21 protein-coding genes and 2 pseudogenes are annotated in these 24,093 nt (G+C 59.2%); 21 read left to right on the top strand and 2 right to left on the bottom strand.

What is annotated here, in order from left to right; all coding sequences use genetic code 11:
* Window positions 1-293 precede the first annotated feature (293 nt).
* The 13 genes and pseudogenes from ACZRJ6_RS21550 to ACZRJ6_RS21490 form a co-directional block, all read left to right on the top strand.
* On the top strand, window positions 294-1,601 hold the full coding sequence (locus ACZRJ6_RS21550) for a nucleotide sugar dehydrogenase (protein WP_463970004.1): 1,308 nt from the start codon (window positions 294-296) through the stop codon (window positions 1,599-1,601).
* Window positions 1,602-1,751: 150 nt separating this feature from the next.
* A complete protein-coding gene (locus ACZRJ6_RS21545; protein ID WP_463970003.1) occupies window positions 1,752-3,284 on the top strand; it encodes a glycosyltransferase in 1,533 nt (510 codons plus the stop codon).
* Window positions 3,285-3,300: 16 nt separating this feature from the next.
* Window positions 3,301-4,452 (top strand): PilZ domain-containing protein, encoded by a 1,152-nt coding sequence (locus ACZRJ6_RS21540; RefSeq protein WP_463970002.1) that lies wholly within the window; start codon window positions 3,301-3,303, stop codon window positions 4,450-4,452.
* 10 nt (window positions 4,453-4,462) lie between these two features.
* Window positions 4,463-5,902, top strand: a complete 1,440-nt coding sequence (locus ACZRJ6_RS21535) for an SEL1-like repeat protein (RefSeq protein WP_463970001.1) — start codon at window positions 4,463-4,465, stop codon at window positions 5,900-5,902.
* Window positions 5,899-7,386 carry an alginate export family protein gene (locus ACZRJ6_RS21530; RefSeq protein WP_463970000.1) on the top strand — a complete coding sequence of 496 codons (1,488 nt, stop codon included), beginning with the start codon at window positions 5,899-5,901 and terminating at the stop codon, window positions 7,384-7,386. Before ACZRJ6_RS21535 ends, ACZRJ6_RS21530 begins: the two co-directional genes overlap by 4 nt.
* A gap of 14 nt (window positions 7,387-7,400) precedes the next feature.
* Window positions 7,401-8,828 (top strand): MBOAT family O-acyltransferase, encoded by a 1,428-nt coding sequence (locus ACZRJ6_RS21525; protein ID WP_463969999.1) that lies wholly within the window; start codon window positions 7,401-7,403, stop codon window positions 8,826-8,828.
* 9 nt (window positions 8,829-8,837) lie between these two features.
* On the top strand, window positions 8,838-9,938 hold the full coding sequence (locus ACZRJ6_RS21520; protein WP_463969998.1) for an alginate O-acetyltransferase: 1,101 nt from the start codon (window positions 8,838-8,840) through the stop codon (window positions 9,936-9,938).
* Window positions 9,939-9,954: 16 nt separating this feature from the next.
* Window positions 9,955-10,605 (top strand): alginate O-acetyltransferase AlgF, encoded by a 651-nt coding sequence (locus ACZRJ6_RS21515; RefSeq protein ID WP_463969997.1) that lies wholly within the window; start codon window positions 9,955-9,957, stop codon window positions 10,603-10,605.
* Window positions 10,606-10,664: 59 nt separating this feature from the next.
* Window positions 10,665-12,083 (top strand): alginate O-acetyltransferase AlgX-related protein, encoded by a 1,419-nt coding sequence (locus ACZRJ6_RS21510; protein WP_463969996.1) that lies wholly within the window; start codon window positions 10,665-10,667, stop codon window positions 12,081-12,083.
* Complete coding sequence (locus ACZRJ6_RS21505) at window positions 12,074-13,189, top strand: polysaccharide lyase (protein ID WP_463969995.1); 1,116 nt, start codon at window positions 12,074-12,076, stop codon at window positions 13,187-13,189. The genes ACZRJ6_RS21510 and ACZRJ6_RS21505 overlap by 10 nt, the downstream gene beginning before the upstream one ends.
* A gap of 16 nt (window positions 13,190-13,205) precedes the next feature.
* The gene (locus tag ACZRJ6_RS21500) at window positions 13,206-14,708 is read left to right on the top strand and encodes a right-handed parallel beta-helix repeat-containing protein (RefSeq protein ID WP_463969994.1); all 1,503 of its coding nucleotides are present in this window, start codon (window positions 13,206-13,208) and stop codon (window positions 14,706-14,708) included.
* A 125-nt stretch (window positions 14,709-14,833) separates the two neighbouring features.
* Window positions 14,834-16,261 carry a mannose-1-phosphate guanylyltransferase/mannose-6-phosphate isomerase gene (locus ACZRJ6_RS21495; RefSeq protein ID WP_463969993.1) on the top strand — a complete coding sequence of 476 codons (1,428 nt, stop codon included), beginning with the start codon at window positions 14,834-14,836 and terminating at the stop codon, window positions 16,259-16,261.
* A 196-nt stretch (window positions 16,262-16,457) separates the two neighbouring features.
* Window positions 16,458-16,655, top strand: a pseudogene (locus ACZRJ6_RS21490) (LysR family transcriptional regulator); the annotation flags it as partial.
* A gap of 6 nt (window positions 16,656-16,661) precedes the next feature.
* Here ACZRJ6_RS21490 and ACZRJ6_RS21485 read toward each other — a convergent pair.
* Entirely contained in the window at window positions 16,662-16,913 is a 252-nt protein-coding gene (locus tag ACZRJ6_RS21485) for a hypothetical protein (RefSeq protein ID WP_133103269.1), read from the bottom strand.
* 163 nt (window positions 16,914-17,076) lie between these two features.
* Between ACZRJ6_RS21485 and ACZRJ6_RS21480 the strand changes: the two genes are divergently transcribed.
* A complete protein-coding gene (locus ACZRJ6_RS21480; RefSeq protein WP_350615579.1) occupies window positions 17,077-17,397 on the top strand; it encodes an ElaB/YgaM/YqjD family protein in 321 nt (106 codons plus the stop codon).
* A gap of 45 nt (window positions 17,398-17,442) precedes the next feature.
* Here the strand turns inward: ACZRJ6_RS21480 and ACZRJ6_RS21475 are convergent, their stop codons facing one another.
* Window positions 17,443-18,480 (bottom strand): Ldh family oxidoreductase, encoded by a 1,038-nt coding sequence (locus ACZRJ6_RS21475; RefSeq protein ID WP_463969992.1) that lies wholly within the window; start codon window positions 18,478-18,480, stop codon window positions 17,443-17,445.
* Window positions 18,481-18,786: 306 nt separating this feature from the next.
* Between ACZRJ6_RS21475 and ACZRJ6_RS21470 the strand changes: the two genes are divergently transcribed.
* From ACZRJ6_RS21470 to ACZRJ6_RS21440, 7 genes and pseudogenes are all read left to right on the top strand, one after another.
* Entirely contained in the window at window positions 18,787-19,779 is a 993-nt protein-coding gene (locus ACZRJ6_RS21470) for a FecR family protein (RefSeq protein ID WP_463969991.1), read from the top strand.
* A gap of 340 nt (window positions 19,780-20,119) precedes the next feature.
* Window positions 20,120-20,581: a hypothetical protein gene (locus ACZRJ6_RS21465; protein WP_463969990.1), complete on the top strand. Its 462-nt coding sequence runs from the start codon at window positions 20,120-20,122 to the stop codon at window positions 20,579-20,581.
* Complete coding sequence (locus ACZRJ6_RS21460; protein ID WP_463969989.1) at window positions 20,578-21,138, top strand: adhesin; 561 nt, start codon at window positions 20,578-20,580, stop codon at window positions 21,136-21,138. The genes ACZRJ6_RS21465 and ACZRJ6_RS21460 overlap by 4 nt, the downstream gene beginning before the upstream one ends.
* Before the next feature lie 67 nt (window positions 21,139-21,205).
* Window positions 21,206-21,964 (top strand): hypothetical protein, encoded by a 759-nt coding sequence (locus ACZRJ6_RS21455; protein ID WP_463969988.1) that lies wholly within the window; start codon window positions 21,206-21,208, stop codon window positions 21,962-21,964.
* 62 nt (window positions 21,965-22,026) lie between these two features.
* Window positions 22,027-22,707: a C39 family peptidase gene (locus tag ACZRJ6_RS21450; protein ID WP_463969987.1), complete on the top strand. Its 681-nt coding sequence runs from the start codon at window positions 22,027-22,029 to the stop codon at window positions 22,705-22,707.
* 37 nt (window positions 22,708-22,744) lie between these two features.
* Complete coding sequence (locus ACZRJ6_RS21445) at window positions 22,745-23,497, top strand: hypothetical protein (RefSeq protein ID WP_463969986.1); 753 nt, start codon at window positions 22,745-22,747, stop codon at window positions 23,495-23,497.
* 49 nt (window positions 23,498-23,546) lie between these two features.
* Window positions 23,547-24,020: pseudogene (locus tag ACZRJ6_RS21440) on the top strand (coiled-coil domain-containing protein); the annotation flags it as partial.
* Between the last annotated feature and the right edge of the window lie 73 nt (window positions 24,021-24,093).

Here is a 24,093-nt window from a genome sequence, read left to right as displayed (position 1 = left end):
GCCATAGTAATGACAGTTAACAGCTGTTTATTTTTTGACGCCATAAAAATACAAACTTTAACTTATTGATTTAATAGGGTATTTTTCATTTATGTCCAAATATTAATATTTATTTAATAAGCCTTGCTCCACCCTATTGCGCAGTTAACTCCACATCTCTACGATATGCTTAATTCGAAGAACGCCTCCATTTAAGACTTAACCTTGAGCAACTGTTTGCGCCTGCTAGTTACACTAAAATTACAAAGTAGCTGATTGAGTTTGCACTTAAGCACACTCAGGGAGAGGGATCTATGCGCATCAGTATATTTGGACTGGGCTATGTGGGCGCTGTTTGTGCTGGCTGTTTGTCCTCCCGGGGACATAAAGTCATTGGCGTCGACATCTCGCAAAGCAAGATTGATATGATCAACAAGGGCCAGTCGCCCATCGTCGAACCGGGCCTAGGCGAACTGCTTGCCAAAGGTATTGCCACTCGGTTGTTGCGCGGCACCACCGACGTTGCCCAGGCGGTACTGGACAGTGATTTGTCGATGCTCTGCGTCGGCACTCCAAGCAAGAAAAACGGCGACCTAGACTTGGTCTATATAGAAGCGGTATGCGAGCAAATCGGCGCGGCGCTGCGTGACAAGACCGACCGCCACACCGTGGTCGTGCGCAGCACCGTGTTGCCGGGTACCGTGAAAAACGTGGTCATCCCACTGCTGGAGGCGGCCTCGGGGAAAAAGGCCGGCGTAGACTTCGGCGTGGCTACCAACCCTGAGTTCCTGCGCGAAAGCACTGCGATCCAGGATTACGACTTCCCGGCCATGACGGTCATCGGTGAGTTTGACGCACTGTCTGGCGACATGCTCGAAGAGCTGTACCACGACCTGGATGCGCCGGTGATCCGCAAGTCGATTGAAGTCGCTGAAATGATCAAGTACACCTGCAACGTCTGGCACGCCACCAAGGTCAGTTTCGCCAACGAGATCGGCAACATCGCCAAGGCCTCGGGTGTGGACGGCCGCGAAGTGATGGACGTGGTCTGCCAGGACCACAAGCTCAACCTTTCACGTTACTACCTGCGCCCAGGCTTTGCCTTCGGCGGCTCCTGTCTGCCCAAGGATGTGCGCGCCCTCACCTACCGTGCCAGCCAGTTGGACGTCGAGCACCCCTTGCTCGCCTCGATCATGAACAGCAACCGCAGCCAGGTGCAGAACGCCTTCGACATCATCAGTGGCTATGGCAAGCGCAAGATCGGTCTGCTGGGACTGAGCTTTAAGGCCGGCAGCGACGATTTGCGCGAAAGCCCTCTGGTGGAGCTGGCCGAGATGCTGATTGGCAAGGGCTTCGAGCTGAGCATCTATGATGCCAACGTCGAATACGCCCGCGTATTCGGTTCGAACAAGGAATACATCGAATCGAAGATCCCCCACGTGTCATCGCTGCTGTGCGCCGACCTTGCCCGCGTGGTGGAGGGCGCTGAGTTGTTGATCCTGGGCAACAACGACCCTCACTTCGCCGATGTGCTGGATGGCAACGACGACAAACAGATCGTCGACCTGGTGGGTTTCATGAGCCATCGCACCAACGACACCCAGGAAGGGATTTGCTGGTAATTCACCCGTTCGTGGTGAAGCACCCCAAGGACTGACTGTCTGCGTCACGCCCACATAACTGATCACCCCAGGCACAAGCCCAGGCTGGCAGTGTAAGCGCGTGAAGCGGTCAGGCGGTCGGCAAATATATATTTAAGGAGTCAACAGCAGATGGATCGACACGCTAGCAGTGCGGTCAGTGGGGTTTTCAACAAGCCGTCCTTTGCACGTTTCTGCGCCTGGGCGTGCCTGTTCGCCCTGATTGCACTGGCCTCAGAAATGATCGCGCCCGAGTACCTGAATCCGGACCACGCCAAGTTCATTTTCATCATTGGTACGATCGGTATGTGGCGTTATGGCAATGCTATCGTCCACTACTTGCGCGGCATGTACTTTCTGTACTGGAAGTTCCCGCGCCTGCGCCGCCTAGTGGACCGCATGGGGGACGCGGCGCTGCCGGACCACATGTACATGGTGGTGACCAGCTTTCGCATCCCCACCCACACCACCTTCAAGGTCTACCAGTCGGTGTTCCAGGAAGTGAAGCGGCTCAACGTGCCCTGCACGGTGATCGCTTCGATCGTGGAAAAGGGTGACGAGCAGTTCATCAAAACCATCATGCGCAACGAGGTGCAGAGCCGAGACGACATCAAGCTGATCATCGTACGAGCCCGCGGCACCGGCAAGCGCGATGGCCTGGCCCATGCGTTCCGAGCCTTGTCGCGGCAGATGCCACTGGAAAACTCGGTAGTGGGCGTAGTCGACGGCGACACCATGATGCTGCCCCACTGCGTGGAGCGCGCGGTCAAGCTGTTCGCCGCCCTGCCCAACGTCGGCGGCCTGACCACCAACGAATACTGCGAGGTGGAAGGTAGCACGCTGATGCGCGAGTGGCACTCGATGCGCTTCGTGCAGCGGCACATCAACATGTGCTCGATGGCCCTGTCACACCGCGTGCTGACCCTGACCGGGCGGCTGTCGTTTTTCCGCGCCAGCGTGATGATCGACCCCGACTTCATCAAGGACGTGGAGGCCGACTTTCTCGATCACTGGCGCCTGGGCCGCTTCCAGTTCCTTACCGGTGATGACAAGTCGTCTTGGTTGAGCCTGATGCGCGCCGGCTGGGACACCTTCTACGTGCCTGACAGCCATACGCTGACGGTGGAGCATCCGCCCGACAGCAACTTCTTTCGGGCTACTCGGCAACTGATGTTCCGTTGGTACGGCAACTCGCTACGCCAGAACTTCCGTGCCACCACCCTGCTGGGCCGCGCACACCTGGGGTTGTTCACCCTGTACGTGCTGTACGACCAGCGGGTATCGATGTGGACTTGCCTGATGGGACTGACCGCCTCGGTGTTCGCAGGATTGATCTTCGGCATGCAGTACCTGTTGGTGTACGTGTTCTGGGTCTTGCTGTCGCGAACCCTGGTGACGCTGATGTTCATATTCTCCGGCCACCCGGTAAGCCCGGCCTACCCCTTCGTTCTGTATTACAACCAGATCGTTGGCTCGGTGATGAAGGTGTACGCGATGTTTCACATGGACCAACAGAGCTGGACCCGTCAAAAAACCACTCTCAGCAACGGCAGCGTCAACTTCGATGCCGCCATGAACCGCTGGTCCTCGAAGGCGATGATGTTTTCTTCCATCGCGGTGTTCTTCGGGGTCATTTCAGTTCTGCTCGAACTCACGCAACGTTAAAGGAAAGGCGCCTGCCATGAGTAGCTCACCGACATCTGTACTCCCGGCCAATGTGGTCCATGAAGCGATCGACGAACGCCAGTACGTGCGCACCAAGATCAACGCCAAGGTCAAGCTCGACGGCAGTAGCCAGCCTCCGTTCGAGAGCGATATCCAGGACATTTCCCTGGGCGGCCTCGGCCTGTTGCATGCCGAGCCGTTGACGATTGGCAGCCTCTACAACGCATCGATCAAGCTGCGACTGAACCAGATGGACCTGGCGATCGACGCCAAGATCAAGATCGTCTCCCAGCGCGGCGAAAACGTGGGCGCCGAGTTCGTCGAACTGGATTCGCAGAAACGCGACATCTTGCGCTACATCATCTCGGCCTACATGTCTGGCGAGATCGCCGACATCAATGGCCTGTTCAACGTGATGCAGCGCGAAAACTACATCAAGGAACGCAAGCACAAATACGCCATCGCCCGTGGCTCGCTGGACCGCCTGCGCGCGGTGATCGGCACACTGGCGTGGCTGGTGCTGGGCCTGGCGGCCGTGGCGTTCGTGGCCTACAAGAGCTACATGTTGTTCTTCCGCATCCCCGCAGACCAGGCTCTAGTGAGCGCCAACGCGCAAGTCATCAGCATGCCCGACAACGGCTACTTGAAGTTCATGCTCAAGCCGGGGCAGACACAGGTGAGCGTCGGCGAGCCCGTTGCCACAGTGTCTACGCAACTGGCCACCAGTTTTACCAGCCCGGCCGACATGAAGGCCGTGGCAGACCTCTCGCCCGGTGATCTGCAGACCCTGCTGGGCCGCGCAACCATCGAGACCGTGATCGCCAGCCCGTGCAGCTGCGAAGTCTACTTCCCAAGCAAGCCGCTCGACGGCTACGCCTATAAGCAAGCACCGCTGGTGCACCTGCTACCCAGTGATGAAGGCTTGTTCGTGAAGGCCAATGTGCCGTTCGCGCGCCTAGCCGACATTTCGCGGGTGCGTTCGGTGAACATGCAGGTGTTCGGTATCGAGCAGCCGTTTAGCGGCAAGGTCGTCGGCTCCGAGGTGGACGAGAACAACCACAACCTGCAGTTGACGATCCAGCCCGACAGCCCGCTGCCCCGTTCAGCCTACCAACAGCCTGTGGCGGTGGACCTGTACCTGGGCCTGCCGTTCAACCTGTCGCTGTAAGGATGCCGCGATGAAATTGCCGACGCGCCCGTCATTGTTGCTGCTGGCCCTGTGGCTGGCCAGCCCGGTTTACGCCGGGCAAAGCCTGGAACAGGTACGATACGCCCTGTACAAGGACCCCAATACCAACGTCGTGGCCGACCTGCGCGAGCTGTCAGCACGGGGCGACCGCGCCTCCAAGCAACTGCTGGGTGACGTTCTCTCGAACTCGGAAACGGTCAACTTCGACGAAGTGCTGGGCCTGTACAAGGACGCCTTTGCCGACGGCACCGGTGAAATCCTGGCGTTGACCTCGATGGCCCGCCTGCTCGATCGCAACCCGCGTCTGCGCGATCAACAGCACGGCTACGTGACCCGGGCGCTGACGCTTTACCCCCACGCCCAGGACCCGCGCACGCTGAACACCACCCTCGAAGTGTTCCTGGTGTACCCCCGGGACTTCAGCGTGGCCGATGCCCGGCAACTGCTCAGCCTGTACCAGCAATCCTGCCTGCTTAACTGCCACTTCGATCTGTACCAGGCGGTGCTAGCCGAGCGCGAAGGCAACCGCAGAGAGGCTGACCGTCACTACCAGGCGGCGGTTAAACTCGATGTGCGCGCAGTGGACCGCTACTACCGCTTCCTCGGTGAGCAGCAGGACAGCCTGTTCCAGGCCTTCGCCTTGACGCTCGAACCGCAGCGCGCCAGCCTACCAGTGGAGATCGTGCATCGCATCGGAGCGCTGCTCGACAGCATCACCAGCCTGCAGCGAATCGACGAAGAGGCCGACAAGGACGATCGCCTGGCCAGCGGCATGGGCCCAAAGGCTGTGAAAGCACCGCCGACGCCCGAACAGATCGCCGCCGACAAGGCCATGGCTGCCGCCACCGCCCGCGTACAAGGCTGGTTCGACAACGCTGCCGAGCGCGGCTACGTACCGGCACTGGTGTCGAAGGTCAACTTCATGGTCAGCAACCCTACCGAACACAATGCCGAAGAAACCCAGGCCCTGATCAACCGCGTGCAGGCCCTCGACCCGACCCGGGCCAAGGCCTTGCAGGCGTCGTTCTACATGGTCACCAACTGGCTGACCCTGGACCCGGAAAAGGCCCAGGTACTGATCAACGAGCTGATCGAGATGCGCTACCGCGACGCACAGTTGCTGCTGGGTGAGCTGTACAGCAAGGGCGGCCTGGACCAGCCCGATCAGGAAAAAGCTCTGCAGATCTACCAGGAGCAGGCGCGCCTGGGCTCCACCGCCGCCTACTACCGCATCGCAACCCTCTATTTCCGCGCCCGTGCGCTGTGCCATGACCAGGTCAAGGCCTATGCCTATGCCCAAGTGGCCGTGGACTTGGGTGAAAACCGCGCACGCGGGCTGATCAAGCGCCTGGACCGGGTGTTGAACAAGGACGACATCGACCGGGCCCAGGTGGCCCGCGCCGACCTCATGAAGGAAGCTCAATTGTGAAGCCCTGCCCACCTCTGTACAGCGTCCTACTGATCCTGGCCTGCAACGGCGCGGCCCTTGCAGCCGAAGAAGTGACCGGCCCTGAGGCCGACAGCAGCGAGCCGGTACGCATTGCCCCGGCCGACGGCAGCCAGCCGCCGATTACCTCGGAGTTCTTCAATAAGCTGACCCTGCAAGGTGGCTACGGCCCGGAAAACTCCGAAATAGGCAACGGCCGCGAGTCGTTCTACAGCCTGCGCTACGAGCCTTCGTTCGTATGGTACTCGCCGGAAAAACGCTGGGCCAAGTGGCAGGTGTACGGCCGCGTTTGGCTGGACTACGACTCCAGCCAATCGGCCAGCCTGGTGCAGAACGAAACCAATCAGAACAACGCCAGCGGCCGCGAACAGGCCGAAGGCTTTTACGCCGAGTTCCGCGAACTGTACGTCAAGCGCAACCTGCTTTGGGACGACCCGCGCTTCTCGGCGTCGGCCGGGCGCCAGCGCTTCAGCGACAAGTACGGCATTTGGTGGGACGACAGCATCGAGTCGGTGCGCTTCAACTACACCGACACCTTCTCCCACGGTTTTGTCGCCGTGGCGCAGAAATTCCACAACTACAACACCGACATCAATACGCTGGACGACACCGAGAAAAACACCTTCTATGCGATGGGCGAATACGCCTACCGCTGGAGTGAGCACAACTGGGCGGGCGCGCGTTTGATGTACGAGGACGACAAGAGCAACCACGACATCAACGACCGTTACGATTTTACGGGCGTGCGCAGTGGCCTGTTCTTCAAGGGCGATCAGTTGACGTTCACGCCGCTGCTGAGCGACTACCACCTGGAAATGGTTTCGCTGAACGGCAAGATGGACCGCACCAGCCTGACCAACTCCAGGGACCCGTCGTCGAAAATCACCACGCACAATAACCACAGCAACGGTTGGGCCGTGCTAGGCGAGGTCGGCAAGCGCTTCGATAACCTGGCCTGGACACCACGCGTGGCCTTGCGCGGTGGTCTGACGGACAAGACCGACGACGACACCGACGGCTTTCGCCTGAATGCCATCCAGTCCGACCGCATCACACAACCCGGTTCATACAGTACCCGGTTGGTCAGCTCCTTCGTCAGCCTGGATTTGCGCAACCTGCAGTACTACGGCGCGGCCCTGGAAACCCGCCCCACTGCGCGCAGCAACCTGGACTTTCGCGTCACCGACCTCAAGTTGCGTGACCAGAACGGTGCGCTGCCGATTCGTATCGACGCAGACCAGCGTTCGAAGCGTAACGCCCAGATCAACAGCGGCGGCAATACCGGCGGGCGCTCTGTGGGGCAAATGTATGACGTCAATTACTATTGGAAGATGTTTCCGTTGGCCTATGAAGGCAAGCGTTTCGACGTCAATGGTTTGATCACCGCCAGCTACCTGAACGCCGGCAACGCGCTGACCAGCGGCGACGACTACCAGATTTCGTTTGGCGTCGTGATGAGTTACTAAGGACGGGACTGCCCATGATTTTCGCCTCCAACGTGTTCCTGTTTCTGTACCTGCCGGTGTTCCTGCTGGTGTACTTTCTGTCGCGCCCGCAGTGGCGGTCCACGGTGATCGTAGCCGCCAGCTACCTGTTCTATGCCTGGTGGCGCCCGGACTTCCTGCTGTTGTTCGTCGGTATCACTTACTGGAACTATTGGTTCGGCCTGCGCATCAAGGCGCGACTCGAGGCGGGCGACAAGCGCTGGGCATTTCGCCTGTTGTGGATCGGTATCATCGGCAACCTGTCGACGCTGGGCTACTTCAAATACGCCAACTTCGGCGCCGATGTGCTCGCCACCCTGCTGGCACCGCTGGGCATCAACACCTTCACCCTGGAAACGATTTTCCTGCCCCTGGGTATTTCGTTCTACGTGTTCCACGCCCTGAGCTACATCGTCGACATTTATCGCAAGGACGCAACGCCGACGAATAGCTTCATCGATTTCGCCGCCTTCGTTGCATTGTTCCCGCATCTGGTGGCCGGGCCGATCCTGCGCTACAGCCAACTCGCGCCGCAACTTCGCCATCGCGAACACTCCCTAGAGCTGTTCAGCCTGGGTGTGTGCCGATTCATGCTCGGGTTTATCATGAAGGTGCTGATCGCCGACCAACTGGCTCCCATCGCAAGTTTGTTCATCAGCGAAGGCACCTTGCAGATGGGCGATGCCTGGTTCGGCCTGGTGGTGTCGACGCTGCAGTTGTACTTCGACTTTGCCGGCTATAGCCACATGGCGCTGGGCCTGGCACTGATGATGGGCTTTCGCTTTCCGGAAAACTTCAACCAACCGTATGTGTCCCAGAGCGTCACAGAGTTCTGGGCCCGCTGGCACATGACCCTGGCGCACTTTCTGCGCGACTACGTATATATGCCGCTGGTGCGCAAGCGCATTGCCGGCGCCATGCCCGCGCTGGTCTACACCATGCTGCTGTCGGGCCTGTGGCACGGCGCAAGCTTTGCCTTTATCTGCTGGGGGCTGTTCTTCGGCCTGGCCATGGTGACTGAGCGCAAGCTGGGCATCGCGACCAAGATCACCACCCCCTACAAGCTGCTGCGCAACCTGCGCACCGTCTTTCTGATCACGCTGAGCATGCCACTGTTCTTCACCAGCAACCTGACCCATAGCCTTGAAATCTACAAGGCGATGCTCGGTTTCAACGGTACCGGCAGCCTGGATCTGTACGTGCTGGGCGCCTCGAAAATGGCCATGGCCTTCGCCTTGGTCGCGGTGGCGTGGCTGATCCTCTCAGGCATCAACAACGTGCGTTTCTATGCCGGCAACAAGCAGCAGTATTTCATGCGTCATGTGGGCGGCATGAAGATGCTCTTGCTCTGGGCAGGCTTTGCCTTGTCGCTGAGCAGCCTGGCCGCACATTCCTTTTCACCGTTTCTGTACTTTCAGTTCTAGGAGGCACCCATGTACCCCGTGATGAATTCGGCGAGCAAACTCAATGGGCTGCTGTTCTGCGTGTTGCTGCTGGGCATGTTCGGGTACTCGCTGCCGGTGGTGTTCAGCTTCGGCAAGAGCCAGTCCGACGCCTACTCACTGTTCATGGATGGCAAGCTGTTACGCAAATTTGAACAGGTCTACGACAAGCGCTTCTTCCTGCGCGAACCTTCGATTGAGCTGTGGGCCGATGTCCAGTACCAGCTGTTTCATGAAGGCACCAGCGGAGTGGTGCTGGGTCGTGATGGCTGGCTGTTCACCAATCAGGAATACCGCGTGCCTAACAACCTGGAGCACAACCTGAGCCTGCAACTGGCACAGATCGGCGAAGTGCAGGCGCGCCTAATGGCCCACAACAAGCGCCTGATCGTGCTGCCGTTGCCGATGAAACTGGACATCTACGCCGAGCACACTCTGCGCGTTGCAGACCTGCGAGCCATAAGCCTGTACGACCGTTTTGTCGAGCAACTGCAACAGCAAAAAGTCACCGTGGTGCCACTACGTGCACGTTTTATGGCCGTGCGAAACGAGGTGCCGCTGTTCCTCAAGTCCGACACTCACTGGACCCCACAGGGCGCCCGAGAAGCCGCCCGTGAGTTGGCCCTCCAGCACCCGGAGTTGATCGGCAGCACGGCCTATGCCTCCCAGTCCGTGGCGCAGAAAACCATCAAGGGCGACCTGATGAACTACATCCAGTTCGACCAGCGCAACGAGCCGCCGGCGTACGGCGCCAGCACCATCGCGCTGTTTGAGACCCTCAAGGCCAGTCAGGCCGTCAGCGATTCCAGCCTCTTTGGCGACGAGCCGCAGCGCATCGCCCTGGTGGGCACCAGCTACACAAAGATTGATGACTGGAATTTCAGCGGCTTTTTGAAAGAAGCCCTGAGCACCGACCTGTTCAGCGTGGCGGTGGAAGCCCGTGGTCCGTTTGAGGCGATGAATGAGTTCCTCAAAAGCGACCAACTGACCAACGACAGCCTGGACACGGTGATTTGGGAATTCCCGCTGCGAACCGTATTGGCCCACCGCGCCAGCTCATCCAGCCTGCCTACTCTATCTGTCCATTTTTGAGTTTAAGGAGTTAACCATGACTGCCTCTACCCTGATCCAACGGCTACTCGGCGGCGCCAGCCTGCTGCTGATCACCGCACACGCGCTGGCCGCCGAAAGCAATGCCGACTTATACGACGCTGTGGCCCCGGCCGACTCTACCTTTGTGCGGGTGCTGAACCTTAGTAACAGTGGCATCGACGTGAGCCTGAGCGGCAAGACCAACCCGCAGAAAGTCGCCGCCGGGCAACTGAGCGGCTACCGCTTCACCACCCCGGGCAAGCACAGCATCGCCGTGGCCGGCCAGTCTATCCAGCCGACCCTTGCGGCCAATGCCGCCAGCACGGTGGTATACGACGGCAAGACCCTGAACCTGATCGCCGACAAATACGTCAACGAGCCGAAGAAAGCCCAGGTGGCGTTCTACAACCTGACGTCGACCCAGGCTGCGTTGAAAACCGTGGACGGCAAGCACCTGATCGTCGACCCGCTGGGCAAAGACCAGACCGGCAGCCGCATGGTCAACGAGATCAAGATCGGCTTTGCCGCCTACGTGGGTGAACAGAACGTGGCCAACTTTGACGAGCTGTTCCTGAAAAAAGGCCGCTCCTACAGCTACGTGCTGCTGCCTCAGGGCAGTGGCTACAAGAGCATGAGCCTGGCCAACGGCATCGACCCCACCGAGTGAGGACGCGTTGCACCGGTAGTTCGCACGCCCCAATCAACAGGATGATGAAGTTTGCGCCCATGAAGATACCCTTACATTTCGGCTTCGCCGTATTGCTCTCGCTGTTCGGCCTGCCCGCGCTCGCCGCCCAAGCCCAGCCTGTCGCGGCCAAGAACGCCCCCGCATGCACAGGCCTGGACTGCCTGATCTGCCCGGCGCTCAAGGACCAGCAAAACTACGCCGAGGGGCGCATGAAACTGCTGCGCGAGATCGTACCCGGCAAGGACCGTTGGCTGTTTCGCTCCGAGGTCGATCTGACCAATGACTTCGGCATCCCGGCCAACATGCGCAGCGAATACGCACGGCTGATGGCGGCCTTCGCGCGCCAGGGCATCCACGTGGTCATGGCCATCCAGCCGACCCGCGGGCTGATGCACCGCGACAAACTGCGCCCCGGCCAGGAAATGGGCTTTGAGTTTGCCCGCGCCAATCGCAACCTCAGTGCCTACCTGCAACAGATGCGCGCAGGCGGCGCGGTAGTGCCCGACGTGATGCAGTTGGTGGCCAAGCCGCCAGCCGGCGAATACTTCTTTCGGCGCGACCACCACTGGACCCCGGCCGGCGCCCAGGCCACAGCCCAAGTGGTGGCCGACGAAATACGCCGCCAGCCGTTTTATGCAGGTCTGACCAAAACGCAATACCGCACCGAACCCGGCGTGGTGGTGCCCAAGGACGGCACCATGAACCTGGGGCTGACCTATTTGTGTGGTAACAACTTTGGCATGCAATACGTGCGCGGCTACCAGACGGTGCCAATGGCCAATAGCGCCGACGCCTTGTTTAACGAAACGCCCGACTCGCAAGTGATCCTAGTGGGCGACAGTAACGCCGCTGCTCGGGAAGACGAAAGCAAGCAGTTCAACTTCGACGGTTACCTCAAGCAGTACCTGGACGTGGACATCCTCAACTTCGCCCTGCCCGGCGCCGGGCAGGACGGCTCGTTGCTGGAGTACCTGCTGTCGGACAGCTACAAACCCGCGGCTCCGCCCAAGGTGGTGATCTGGGAACTGCCAGCCAACTACCAGTTGGAGTCGCCGCAGATGTACCGGCAGTTGGTGCCGGCGATCAAGGGCGGCTGTGCCACCTCGCAAACACTGTTGAGCAATCGCCTGGACCACCCAGCGCTGAAGGTCAGCGACCGTATCGAGCTGCTGAGCAATGCCGGCGAAAACCGCAGTAACCTCAAGGGCCCGACAGGTTTCTTGGACATCAAGATCAGCGACAAGAACGTCAAAGACTTCTACATCATTGTGTATTACGACAATGGCCTGCGCGACAAGGTCTGGTTCCGCCGTGAAGCAGCCGTGACTGGTGGCCAGTACTACTTGGAATTGAGCAAAGCCAAGGAGTTCCAGGGCGCCAACCTGCTGTCGGTGTTCATGGAGCCGACCAAACCTTCCAGTGGCGCGACCCAAGTGGACACCAGATTATGCCTTTGAAGTCCTTGCTGCTGGTTTTGCTCAGCACCGCTGGTTGCCTGCAGCTGGCCGCTGCTAGCGCCACCATCTCGATCTGGCCGGCACGGGCCACAGCCACCTCGGCGATGATTGCCGATTACCGCACCCTGACCTGTGTGAAGGAGCCGCCACCGCCCTACACTGGCAGTCTGCAGCTCAAAAGCAAGTACGACCAGAGCGACGCCAGTAAATCGACTCTGGCCACCAACCCCAACCAGGGCACCGAGGAGATCGGCAAACAGGTCAAGGCCTTCATTGGTGGGCTGATCTACGCCACCAAGCAGTTCGAGCGGGCCAAAAGCCCGCAACAGGCGAACATGGCCCTGGCCTGCCAGGACCAGTGGCTGGAAACCTGGGCTAAAGCCGGTGCCCTGCTCAACCGAGACGCCAGCGGCAGCGGTATGGCCGCGCGCAAGTGGGCGGTGGCTGCCATCAGTGGCACCCTGCTGATGACTGAGGCCATGGCGGACAAAAAACTCGTGCTGTCGCCGGTGCAGAAAGACTGGCTCGCCCGCCTCGGCGCGCTGATCATCGAAGAGTACCAACCCCGCCATGCGCCAGGCTTTGCCTTCTTCAATAACCACGACTACTGGGCTGGCTGGGCCGTGTCAGCTACCGGCATGCTGATCCAGCGCGACGACTTCATCCGCTGGGGCGACGGCAATCTGCGCCGTGGCTTGCAGCAGGCCACGCTGTCCAACGCGGGTGACTACGCCTACCTGCCGCTTGAGGTGGCCCGCGGCAAGCTGGCCGCTAGCTACAGCCAGTACGCCATGGTGCCCTTGGTGATGCTGGCCGAGACCGCGCGCAGCAACAACCTGAGCTGGTCAGCCGATGACCAGTCGCGCCTAGAGCTGCTGGCCAATTTCGCCGCCCGTAGCGTGCTCGACCCCCACGGTTTGCCAGAGCTGCAAGGCCAGTCCCAGGCCGACATCGCCCCCTACAAGATGGCATGGTTGATCCCGTTTCTGCAGCGCAGCCCGCAGCATGAGCTGTCTCGCAAACTGTATGACTCGCTGGACGGTGACGTCGATAACTACAGCCAGCTCGGCGGCCCGCTCAAGCCGCTGTACTCCATCGGCCACTGAGCCAAGGATGACTACTATGCCGCCATTCATTCGTATCGGTCTGTTCGCCACCTTGCTGGCCAGCACCCTGGCCTGCCAGGCCCAGACCCAACCGTTGCCCCTGGACCGTGCGCTGAGCGTGATCCCCGCGCAACAGCAGCGTGACCAACAGGCCGAGCTGTTGAACCGTACCCGCCAGGCCGTGCAAATGGCCGACGTGACCATCCGCAGGCCCGCCGGACGCGCCCAGGTCAGCCTGCAACCGATGTTTTCGTCCCAGCAAGGCAGTTGGCCATTCGAGCCGTTCGTCAACAATGGCCTGTTCCGCGCCATTGCCGGGTACCAGTCGCATCACCCGCAAGCGGTAGTAATCAGTGGCGGCAGCATCACCCTGGCGCAACTGGCCGACGCCCTGCACGACCCGCGCGTGCTGCGCCGCCACAAGGACGGTTACCTGTTGAGCTACCCGCTGATGATCACCGCCAGTGGCGGGCTGATACTCGAAGGCACCAGCCTCTATATGTACAACTTTTCCGGCACCGCGCTGATCAATCAGGGTTTGCTGAGCCTGAACCAATCCCGGCTGGAAGGCTGGACCGGGGGAAAGACCAGCGACACCGACCGTGCCTATCGGCCGTTCGTGGTGTCCTGGGCCGGCAGCTCCACGCAGATCCTGGACTCCACCCTCAACCGCCTGGGCTATAGCGCCAACCTGTCACAAGGCCTGAGCACCGCTATCAGCACCCAACAGGCGCCCAGCACGCCACCCTCCAATGTGTTGATCCGCAACAGCCATTTTACCGAGCTGTCCACGGGCGTGAACCTGCAGCATGCCCGGGCGCAGATCGAGCATTCAACGTTTGAGCAGCAACAGCAGTACGCCATCGACCTCAACAACAGCCAGGCACAGCTGGTCGGCAACAGTATTCGCGGCGTCGAAAACAACAGTGGCATCCGCGTGCGCGGGCAAACCCGTGCATTGGTCAAGGACAACCTGATCCTCACCACCGCCAAGGCCGGCATTGAAGTCAACGAACAAAACGGCGCCCTGCTGATCACCGGCAACCGAATTGGCGACTCCAAGGGGAATGGCATTCAACTGCGCAGCCTGGCCGGCAAAGACGGCGCCTTGATGATTGTTGGCAACCTGATCAGCAACAGCCAGGGCAGCGCCATCGACGGCAGTGAAGTGCAGTCGTTGTCGATACTCGATAACCGCATCAGCACCAGCCCCGAGTACGCCATCAGTCTGCGCAACGCCCTGCCACTGCCGGGCGAACTGGCCCTGACCGGCAACCGCCTGGGCAACATTGGCAAGGCCGTAGTGCGGGTCGAAGGGATCGACAACGTGGTGCTGGGGCACAACCAATATCAAGGCAAGCCGTTGCTGCAGAACTTGCTGGTCGGCGATCTGATGCCGGTGCAAAGCTTGCTGCTCGATGCCACCGTGCGCCAGGGTTGCATGGTGCAGATCCGCCGCATCCCAGGCGTCGGGCAGCCCGCGGCACTCGCGTGCACCGACAGCGCCCTTGCCCGGTAACAACACCCTAATGTAGGAGCAGCTGTGTGGCCCAGGTGGCACCGGCTGGTTCTTTCCTGATCGCTTGTAGTGGAAAAGCCAACTTGCGCCACCATGCGCGCACGTGGCACATCAATGGAGTTGCTATGCTCACCCCTGTAATCCTTGCTGGCGGTAATGGATCGCGTCTTTGGCCTTTATCACGACAGAGCTTTCCCAAGCAATTCCTTGCCCTCGATGGCCAGGATCAGGGGACGATGTTTCAGCGTACGTTGGCTCGGCTGCAGGGCCTGGAGTATTCACCCCCTGTCATAGTGAGCAACGAGCAGCACCGTTTCATCGTTGCCGAGCAACTGCGGGTAGCGAAGATGACCAGCCGTCGGATCATTCTTGAGCCGCTGGCCCGCAATACCGCGCCCGCCATTGCTTTGGCTGCGCTGGAAGCCACTGCCGACGGCAGCGATCCGATCCTGCTAGTACTAGCTGCCGACCACCATATCCATAACGAAGAATCCTTTCGTGACACTGTGCGTCAGGCTCAGGTTCATGCGGAGAAAGGGCATTTGGTGACGTTCGGTATCACCCCAACCCACGCCGAAACCGGCTTTGGTTACATCCAGTGCGGTGCTGCCATCGAACAAGGTGGTTTCGCTATCGCCGCCTTCAAGGAAAAGCCCTCGCCAGAAATGGCCGAGGAGTATCTGTCTTCGGGTGCTTATTTGTGGAACAGCGGCATGTTCATGTTTCGTGCCTCGGTGTTCTTGGCCGAACTGCGGCAGCATCGCCCGGAAATTCTGGCCTCATGCCACTTTGCTCTGGAACACGCCGAACCTGACAGCCACTTCCTGCATTTGCAGGCTGAGCATTTCGCGTTGTGCGCCGATGAGTCGGTGGACTATGCCGTGATGGAGAACACCGCCACAGGTCTGATGGTGCCGCTGGATGCCGGTTGGAACGACCTTGGCAGTTGGGCTGCGATCTGGGATGTTGGCCCGCACGACGTTAACAAAAATCGCCTTGAAGGCGACGTAATGGCCATTAATACCCGCAACTGCTTGGTGCAATCGCATCACCGTCTAGTGGCCACCGTCGGTCTTGATGACTTGATCGTCATCGAAACTAAGGACGCAATACTGATCGCCAACAAGCACGACAGCCAGCAGGTCAAGGACGTGGTGAAGCGTCTACTGGTCGAAGAGCGCGCCGAGTTTATCACCCACCCACTGGTTAATCGTCCGTGGGGCCACTACGACACAGTTGATAAGGGTGAGCGCTATCAGGTTAAGCGGATCTGCGTGCTGCCAGGCGAATGCCTGTCGCTGCAATTACATTACCATCGCGCCGAACACTGGATTGTAGTGTCTGGTACTGCTCGGGTGATCTGTGGCGACAACGAATTGATCCTTTCCGAGAACCAATCCACTTATATCCCGCTGGGGGTCAAGCATTCGCTGTCCAATCCGGGCAAGGTGCCATTGGAATTGATCGAAGTGCAGTCCGGGGCTTACCTGGGCGAAGACGATATCGTACGTTTCGAGGACCGCTACGGGCGTTTGGCCAAAAAGGACATTTAGGACATTGGCGCTGTAGACGATTTTTTAAAAGTACTTGCGATAGTTCGTGATACACAGCCCAGGGCGTATATCGCCCGCGGGTTCCCTCAGTGCCGGAACGTCTGTAGCTCTTCGCAATGGGTCACGATGGTGTGGGTATAACGCTGGGCAATTTCTGGCGAAGCCGTCGTGGCAATGTAGCGATAGAGCGCGGCCACTGCTCAAGGGCAGTGCGGCCGTGGCGACCATTCCCGGACACGCAGCCCAGGCCATCGCCCGGATGACCGGGTTGACAGTCCTGCCCTGCCCGCTGGCCTTGCCACGCTATCCGGTGGAAATGGGCTGGCGCACCCAGGCCCAGTTAGACCCGATGCTGCTCAAGGCAAGGGACGCGGTGCTGGCGTGTTTTACATGAAGCGAGTTACTTGGCCGCCATCAACCGATTGACTTCACTACGCACCATGTTGGCGAACTCCGGCGGCGACATGCCGTCCAGCTCCGAACGCACCCATTCAGCCCATTTGCCCTTGCGCTTGGCGCGCTCGCCGAACAAGCGGGCGCCCTCGCCCTTGGCCTTGCCCAGGTTGCTTTGCCACAAGTCGTACAGACGGGACTTTTCATCTTCGAGCTCAGCGCGCTCGGCAAGGGGCTTGTTGGCCAGATTGAAGCTCATGTGGAATTCCCTGCGGTACAAATAGGTGACATCTTACACTGTAGGTCGAAATTTCCCGCTCTGGATTTTGCTCAGGCCAGGCCAGCGGAAAAAAAGCTGCAACTTTTTCAGCCGGCGAATACTCCATTGTTCGCTGTCACATTCACCTGCAAGGAGTCACCCAATGGCCCGCAAAACTGCCGCGCAAGCCGTCGAAGAACAAATCAAGGATCAAGCCTTCAGCGAACTCCAGGCGCTGATCGAGGAATCGGACAAGCTGCTCAAGAGCAGCGCCTCCCTGGTGGGCGAAGAAGGTGAAACCCTGCGCGAGCAGGTAGCCCTCAAGCTCAAGCAGGCCCTGGACTCGGTGTCCAGCGTGCGTGAGCGCAGCAAGCCAATGGTGGACGCTACCGAAACCTATATCGGTGGTCACCCATGGCAGACCGTGGCAATTTCTGCAGGCTTCGGCCTGGTGGTCGGCCTGCTGTTGGGTCGTCGTAACTGAGGTTTTCCCTGTGGAGCGAGTTTGCTCGCTCCACAGTCGGCCGAGTTAACCTTGCACCAACCGCCGCAACCGCGCCAACTCCTCCACCTCGATAACAATCCCCTCCTCCTCGGCCCTCGCACGTGCGCGATGACGACGATCGCCCGGCAAACGCCGCAACCCCGCAGCATGCATCTGCCGCACCAGCTCCTGGCTGCGCTCGGCAAAGTTTTGCCCGGCGGTTTTGCTGGGGTCGATGACGATCAGTAACTGGCCGGTCCACGGTGTTTTGGCACCAGGATGATTGGACCAGTCGAACTCGAACGAAAAATTCCCGCCGGTCAGTGCTGCCGCCAGCAACTCGACCATCATCGACAACGCCGAGCCCTTGTGCCCGCCAAACGGCAACAAGGCGCCGCCTTCGAGGATGGCCCTGGGGTCCTGGGTCGGCTGGCCCAGGCTATCGACCCCGGTACCGGGCGGCACACGCTCACCCTTGCGCGCGGCGATCTGCACATCACCATGGGCGATGGCGCTGGTGGCCAGATCAAAGACAATCGGCGGGCCGTCGGCCCGTGGCGCGGCAAAGGCAATCGGGTTGGTACCGAACAGTGGCCGATCAGCACCGTGGGGCACCACGCACGTCATGCTGTTGACCACGCTCAGGGCCACCAGACCTTCGTCGGCGAAGGGTTCGACATCGGGCCACAGCGCTGCAAAATGATGTGAGTTACGGATGGCCAGTACTGCGATACCGGCGCTGCGGGCCTTTTCCACCAGCAACGGGCGGGCGGCGGCCAGGGCTGGCTGGGCAAAGCCATTACAGGCATCTACCCGGACAAACCCCGAGGCGACATCTTCGACAATCGGTACGGCCTTGCCATCCACCCAGCCGCTGTCCAGGGTCGATACGTAACCGGGCATGCGGAATACCCCATGACTCTGGGCGCCGTCGCGCTGGGCGCTGGCACAGTTGTTTGCCAGCACGGCGGCGACGTCAGGCGAGGTGCCGTGGTTGAGGAAAATCTGCTTGAGCAAGCTAACCAGTTCGGGAAAGGCAATAGTCTGCGAGTCACTTGCAGCAATAACGGGCGTGGCTGACATCTGAAGCTCCAGAGTAATTATTGGAGGGGGCAACAGCCTGCTGGATTCAGCCTCTTGATTAAACAACGCCGAGCGAGTGGCCTGTCAACCACCCGTTTCGGTACAACGCTGTTTATTTAACGCAGGCTTTACACCACTCACTCCTGGGCTGGGTGGACTCCCAGGCTTGAGAGAGAATGACTTACAGATCCTGATTTTCAGGGTGCCTGGGGCAGGAATTAGTTCCACATTGATGTTCATTCGCCATGATGACTGTTCTCGGCACCGTGCCGGGAAGGTTAGAATGCAGGAAACCAGGAAGAGCAAATGACCGAGCAGTCCCTTTCAGAAGCCGAATATGACGCCATCACCGATGCCGCTGCGCACTGGTGTATGCGTCTGCATGCTTTCGATTGCACGACTGCCGAACGCCAGGCTTTTGAACAGTGGCATGATGCACATCCGCTGCACGCCTTCGAATACGCAGCCATGCTGGAAATCTGGGACGTCGCCGATCATTTACCTCGCAGCGAAACAGCGCCGGTGGCACAAATCGCACCGCGCAGCCTATTGCGTACCTATGCCATAGCCGCTGCGGTATGCCTGGTGGCGTTGCCGTTGGTCGCGTTCACGGGCTGGGAAGCCGGCTGGTTGCCCAACTCGTATAAACATTACGAGGCCGGGGGCGAACTGCGACAAGTCACCCTGGAAGACGGCAGCCAGGTGGAGCTGAACCTGGGCACCGAACTGGTCTACAGCAACTACAAGGACGAGCGTCGAGTCACCCTGAAAAAAGGTGAAGCATTCTTCAACGTCAGCCATGACCGCCTGCGCCCTTTTGTGGTCCGGGCCGGTGATGGGCGGATCAGGGTTACCGGTACCCAGTTCAACGTCTGGAAATACGAAGACCAGGTCCGGATCATGTTGCTCGAAGGCTCGGTGCAAGTCACCAGCGATGTGGGCCACAGTGGCCTGAGCTTGTCCCCTGGCATGCAGGCCCGCTACGACCATGGCGACACCCGCCCTCATGTGAAGCCGATCGCGCCAGACGATTGCGCCCTGGCGTGGCGTACGGGCAAGTTGATTTTCGACAACCTGGCCCTCGCCGATGCCTTGCCGCTGATCAACCGTTACCTGAGCAAACCGATGATGCTGGCAGACGCCAGCACCGGCGCCATTCGCATTGGCGGGATCTACAACATCCATGAAGTCAACAATCTCGTCGCCTCGCTGCCCAAGGTCCTGCCGGTCTACCTGACCCAGAACCAGGACGGCAACCCCGTGCTCAACTCGATACCGGGCAAAGCGCCCAAGACTTGAGCTGCCCCTGCGGCACACACCCCTCGCCATAGGCACAGTGTCCACTTTTGAGACACTGGGCCTGCCTGAACCGTCCACTGGCTGCGGGTTCATTGTTTTGTTATCCAACGTGTTTCATCGCTGATACAGGTAACGCCCCGCGGCGTGCCCATGCCCGGCTGGGGCGGCTGCTGGGCAGATCAACGTACTGTTGTCTCAGCGCTGATACACACGGGTTGCCCGCATCGCGATGATCAAATCCAACTCATTGAATAATATATAAAAATAAAAAACGGCACAGCTCCTGCTCTGTTCCTGATAACGCTGTTTAGGGTCAGCGTTAAAAACAAGGAATGCTGCCGTGGTCACTCTCAATACAGGCTCGATGAGCCTACTGCTGATCAGTTGTGTACTTAGCGCCAGTGTGAGTCTTGCGGCCCTCGCGGGTGACGGTGTCATCGTCACTGGTCGCAACGTGCAGGGTCATATGGCTGGCCGTTCCTCATTCGCTCCCGACCCTTATCCAACCACCGTTAACGTCAACCCCGCTGCACAAGTACTGCAAGCCACCAGCGGCGAACTCAGCGATAACGATATCGCCGGGGTCAGCAGCGGTTCCACCATCACTCGCGCCATTCTGCCCAACGGCAACCTTCCCGGGCTGAGCACTTCCCACGGAACCAGTTCGTCCACCTTGGGTGCTGGCGCAGCGGCGGGTCATGGCGGCGGCGGTAGCAGCATCGCCGGGCAAATCAACGGTTCGATCCAGCGTGGCATGGCCCCGTTGAGCAATATCGGCAGCATGATGGGGGCGCAGCAATGAGCCGTTCATGGTTGATTCTTCTCGCGTTGGGCTGCTCATCAGTCATAGCCGACAGCAACAACAATGCCGTGATCGATAACTCCGGCAAACAGTACAGCGGCAATCTCTCAGTCAACCAGGCCGCCGGCAATCAGCAACAACAAATCAACAGCCGCGCCATCGCCATCGGTGCCCATGCCCAGGTCGGCGGTGCGCTCATCCAGAAACTCGACGGCAAGGCCGATCCATCCCTGAATGCCAAGGCGGCGATCCAGGGATCTTCTTTCAGCAATGGCAGCGGTGTACTGGGGGTCAACCAGTCGGCCGGGGCCAACAACCAAATGATCAATGCCGTGCGGATCAGCATTAGTGCTGGCCCGCAGGGCATCGATGACAGCGTCCTGTCGCAACAGAACACGACGCTGTTACCAGACTCAGGGCTCACCTCACCCACTGGCAGCCGCCAGGTCGTTACCAGCGACCAGGCCTTCACCGGCAGCCGGGGTGTGACTCAGGTGAACCAGAGTGCCGGGGTGGGGAACCGATTGGCTAACACCCTAAACGTTAACATCAGGTAACCCCTGATGGTTGTGTGCAACACCGTACCAACACTTAACCAACTAATTAGAAGCAAGGAGATACACCATGAAACCTACAATGGCTCTTAAACCACTGGTTTTTGCTCTGGCTGCGCTCATGGCTGTTGCTGCACAAGCGGATAGCAACAAATACAAACCAACTCCAACTCCAGCCGGTGGTGTTGTCGCTGCGGTGGTGACTGACTCTCAAGTCAGTAAAAACAACAAGTTCGGTGATACAAAAACCGAAAACGATGCATCAGCTACCAAATCGCTGAACGACAGCAACGGCAACCTGGGTGCTAACGTGGCCTCTGGCACCGGCAACCAGCAAGACAATGCGGCCGCAATCACCAGCAGTGCCGGGAAAGCCTGGTTCGTCCTCTCCGAGGCCGATATCTTCCAGCAAAGCCAACACAACAACTTTGTAAACCAAGGGACGCAAAACAATGCATCCCTGAAAAACTCGGCCAACGACAGCTCCGGTAACGTGGGCGTCAACGTCGCAGCCGGTCAAGGTAACCAACAGAAAAACAACCTGACTATCGTGGTGGCCGATGGCACCTCGGTTGCCTCTGTGGCAAACACCGAGCAAGAATCGCTGAACAACAACTACCTCAACCAGGCGGCTACCAAGCACGGCTACTTCGGCTACGGCAAGTCTCAGTACGTCAACAACAACGCCAGCCTGCAAAACTCTGGCAACAACGCTTCCGGCAACATCGGGATCAACGTTGCCGCGGGTTCGGGCAACCAACAAAGCAACACCTTGTCTCTGGGCAGCGGCTGCACTACATGCCCAAGCGGCAGCAAACTGAGCTTCTGATCCAACTAGGGCCTTGGCAACAAGGCCCTTTTTAATTCCAGTGTCCATCAGGTCATTCGATCATGCGCCTCGCCACCCTCACCGTCCTGTTACTGCTCGCCGGCCCGACTTGGGCAGGGCAAATGGCGATTTCTGCCATGCCCGGCGGTGCGGTGATCTTCAAGAAGGTCGAGAGCATCCGCGAGCGCCGGTTCGCCAACCTGGTGGAACAGAAAACCGATTTCAGCTGCGGTGCCGCGGCACTGGCAACCATCCTGCGCCAGGCCTTTTGGCTGGACGTCGATGAGGCTCACGTCATCAAAGGCATGCTGATCAACGCCGATCAGGACCTGGTGCGAACCCAGGGTTTCTCCATGCTGGACATGAAGCGCTACCTCGAAAGCATCGGCATGCGTGCGAAAGGTTATCGGATAGCGCCAGAAACCTTGGTCACAGTGAGAGTCCCCGTCGTGGTGCTGCTGGAAATTCGCGGCTACAAACACTTCGTGGTGATGCAGCGGGCTGACAAGGACTGGGTTTATATCGGCGACTCTGTCTTGGGCAACAAACGCTATTCCCATGACGACTTCATCAAGGGCTGGAACGGCATCGTATTCGCCGTGCTCGGTGAAGGTTACGACAAAGCCAATGCCCTGCTCGACCCGCCTACTCCCTTGACCGCCAAGAACAAACTGAACGAGTTCAGTCCTGTCCGGGATTCAGAGCTGATGGACTTCGGTTTCATCCAGAGCGACTTCTTCTAGAAGCGCAATAAGGGGCAGGACGCTCCAGGAGCGAATGATGAACACTTTCCGTTGGCTGACGGTCATGTGCCTGGCAGCCTCGATGCCCGCTTATGCTTCATCGGTGTTTAAGCCGATAGAAATAAAAGACTCGGAACTTGCCGAGCTGCGCGGTCGTTTTGTGATGCCCGGGCGGATCATCAGTTTCGGCATTGTCATGAGCAGCACCTGGACCAACGCTGCCGGCGACAGCATTACCGGCAAAGCCAGCATGAACATCGACGCATCCACCATTACCCCACAGTTTTATGTCTCCGCCACCGGAGACTCCGGCAAGGGTCCGACTTCGAATCCAACCATCGGCAGCGGCACAGTGGTCGGCGGTGCGGGCCTGGGCAGCGGCACGGGCGTAACCCAGAGCGTACGCGCGGCTGGGGATGGCAACAGCGCCTACAACAATGTCGGCATCAACATCAGCGAAAACGGCCTGGCTCCGGGCAATGTCGTGCACTCAGGCCAGGTATTGATGGCCGGAGGCACCCTCAGCGGTTCCAGCGGCGCAGGTCAGGTCAGCATTTCCAACGCCGGTGGCGGCATCAATATGGCAATCCAGGCCCGCAACGGCCAGGGCGATTCCCTGCAAAGGATTGCCCAGGGCGGCATGCAACAAGCCGTACGCCTGACGGGCAATATCAACCAGGTACTTAATACCACCACCCTCAATGTGGTGATGAATAACAGTGGCCTCAACAGCGGCGTTCTGAACTGCAATCTCGATCAACTCAAGGGCCTACGTACTCTCGGTTATTGAACTACGCTGACCCTCGACACCTACGCATTAGAAAAGGACGGCTTACTTCATGCATCGATCGTTATCGCTACGCGCCGTTGTTTGTTTAAGTACGCTCTTGCCCGCGACCATACTGTACGCCGCGCCGGACGCCGACATTGCAACCCTAAAACAGGAACTGTTAGAGCTCAAGCAACGCTACGATGTACAGCAAAAAGCCTTGGCGGTACTGGAACAGCGGGTTCGCCAGGTCGAAGATCAGCCTGCTACACCTGCGCCCAAACGCCTGGCCAAATCACCGGCGGACTTCAAGAAAGGCGGCAGTACCGTTGCTGCCAGCGGTTCTGGCGCGGCGGCAGGTGGCAGTTCCTATGGGCAATCCCTCAAGGACGATTCGGCCCCTGCGCAAAGCGTGAGCAACTTGTATGACGAAGCCAGCGGCTTCTTCGGCAATGGCAAGTTCAGCTTTGAAACCGGCATTACCTACGCCCGCTACGATGCCCGTCAGTTGACGCTTAACGGGCTCTTCGCATTTAAGGGTGTAGAAAAAATCTGACCGGCTGGAAAAGGAGTCGAGGATCTTAGAAAATGTAAGCTCTCACACCAACAAAAACTAA

The organism is Pseudomonas sp. C321, from assembly GCF_055407105.1.
The sequence above is the reverse complement of the archived record's forward strand: the minus strand, read 5'-3'. Positions and strand labels throughout refer to the sequence as shown.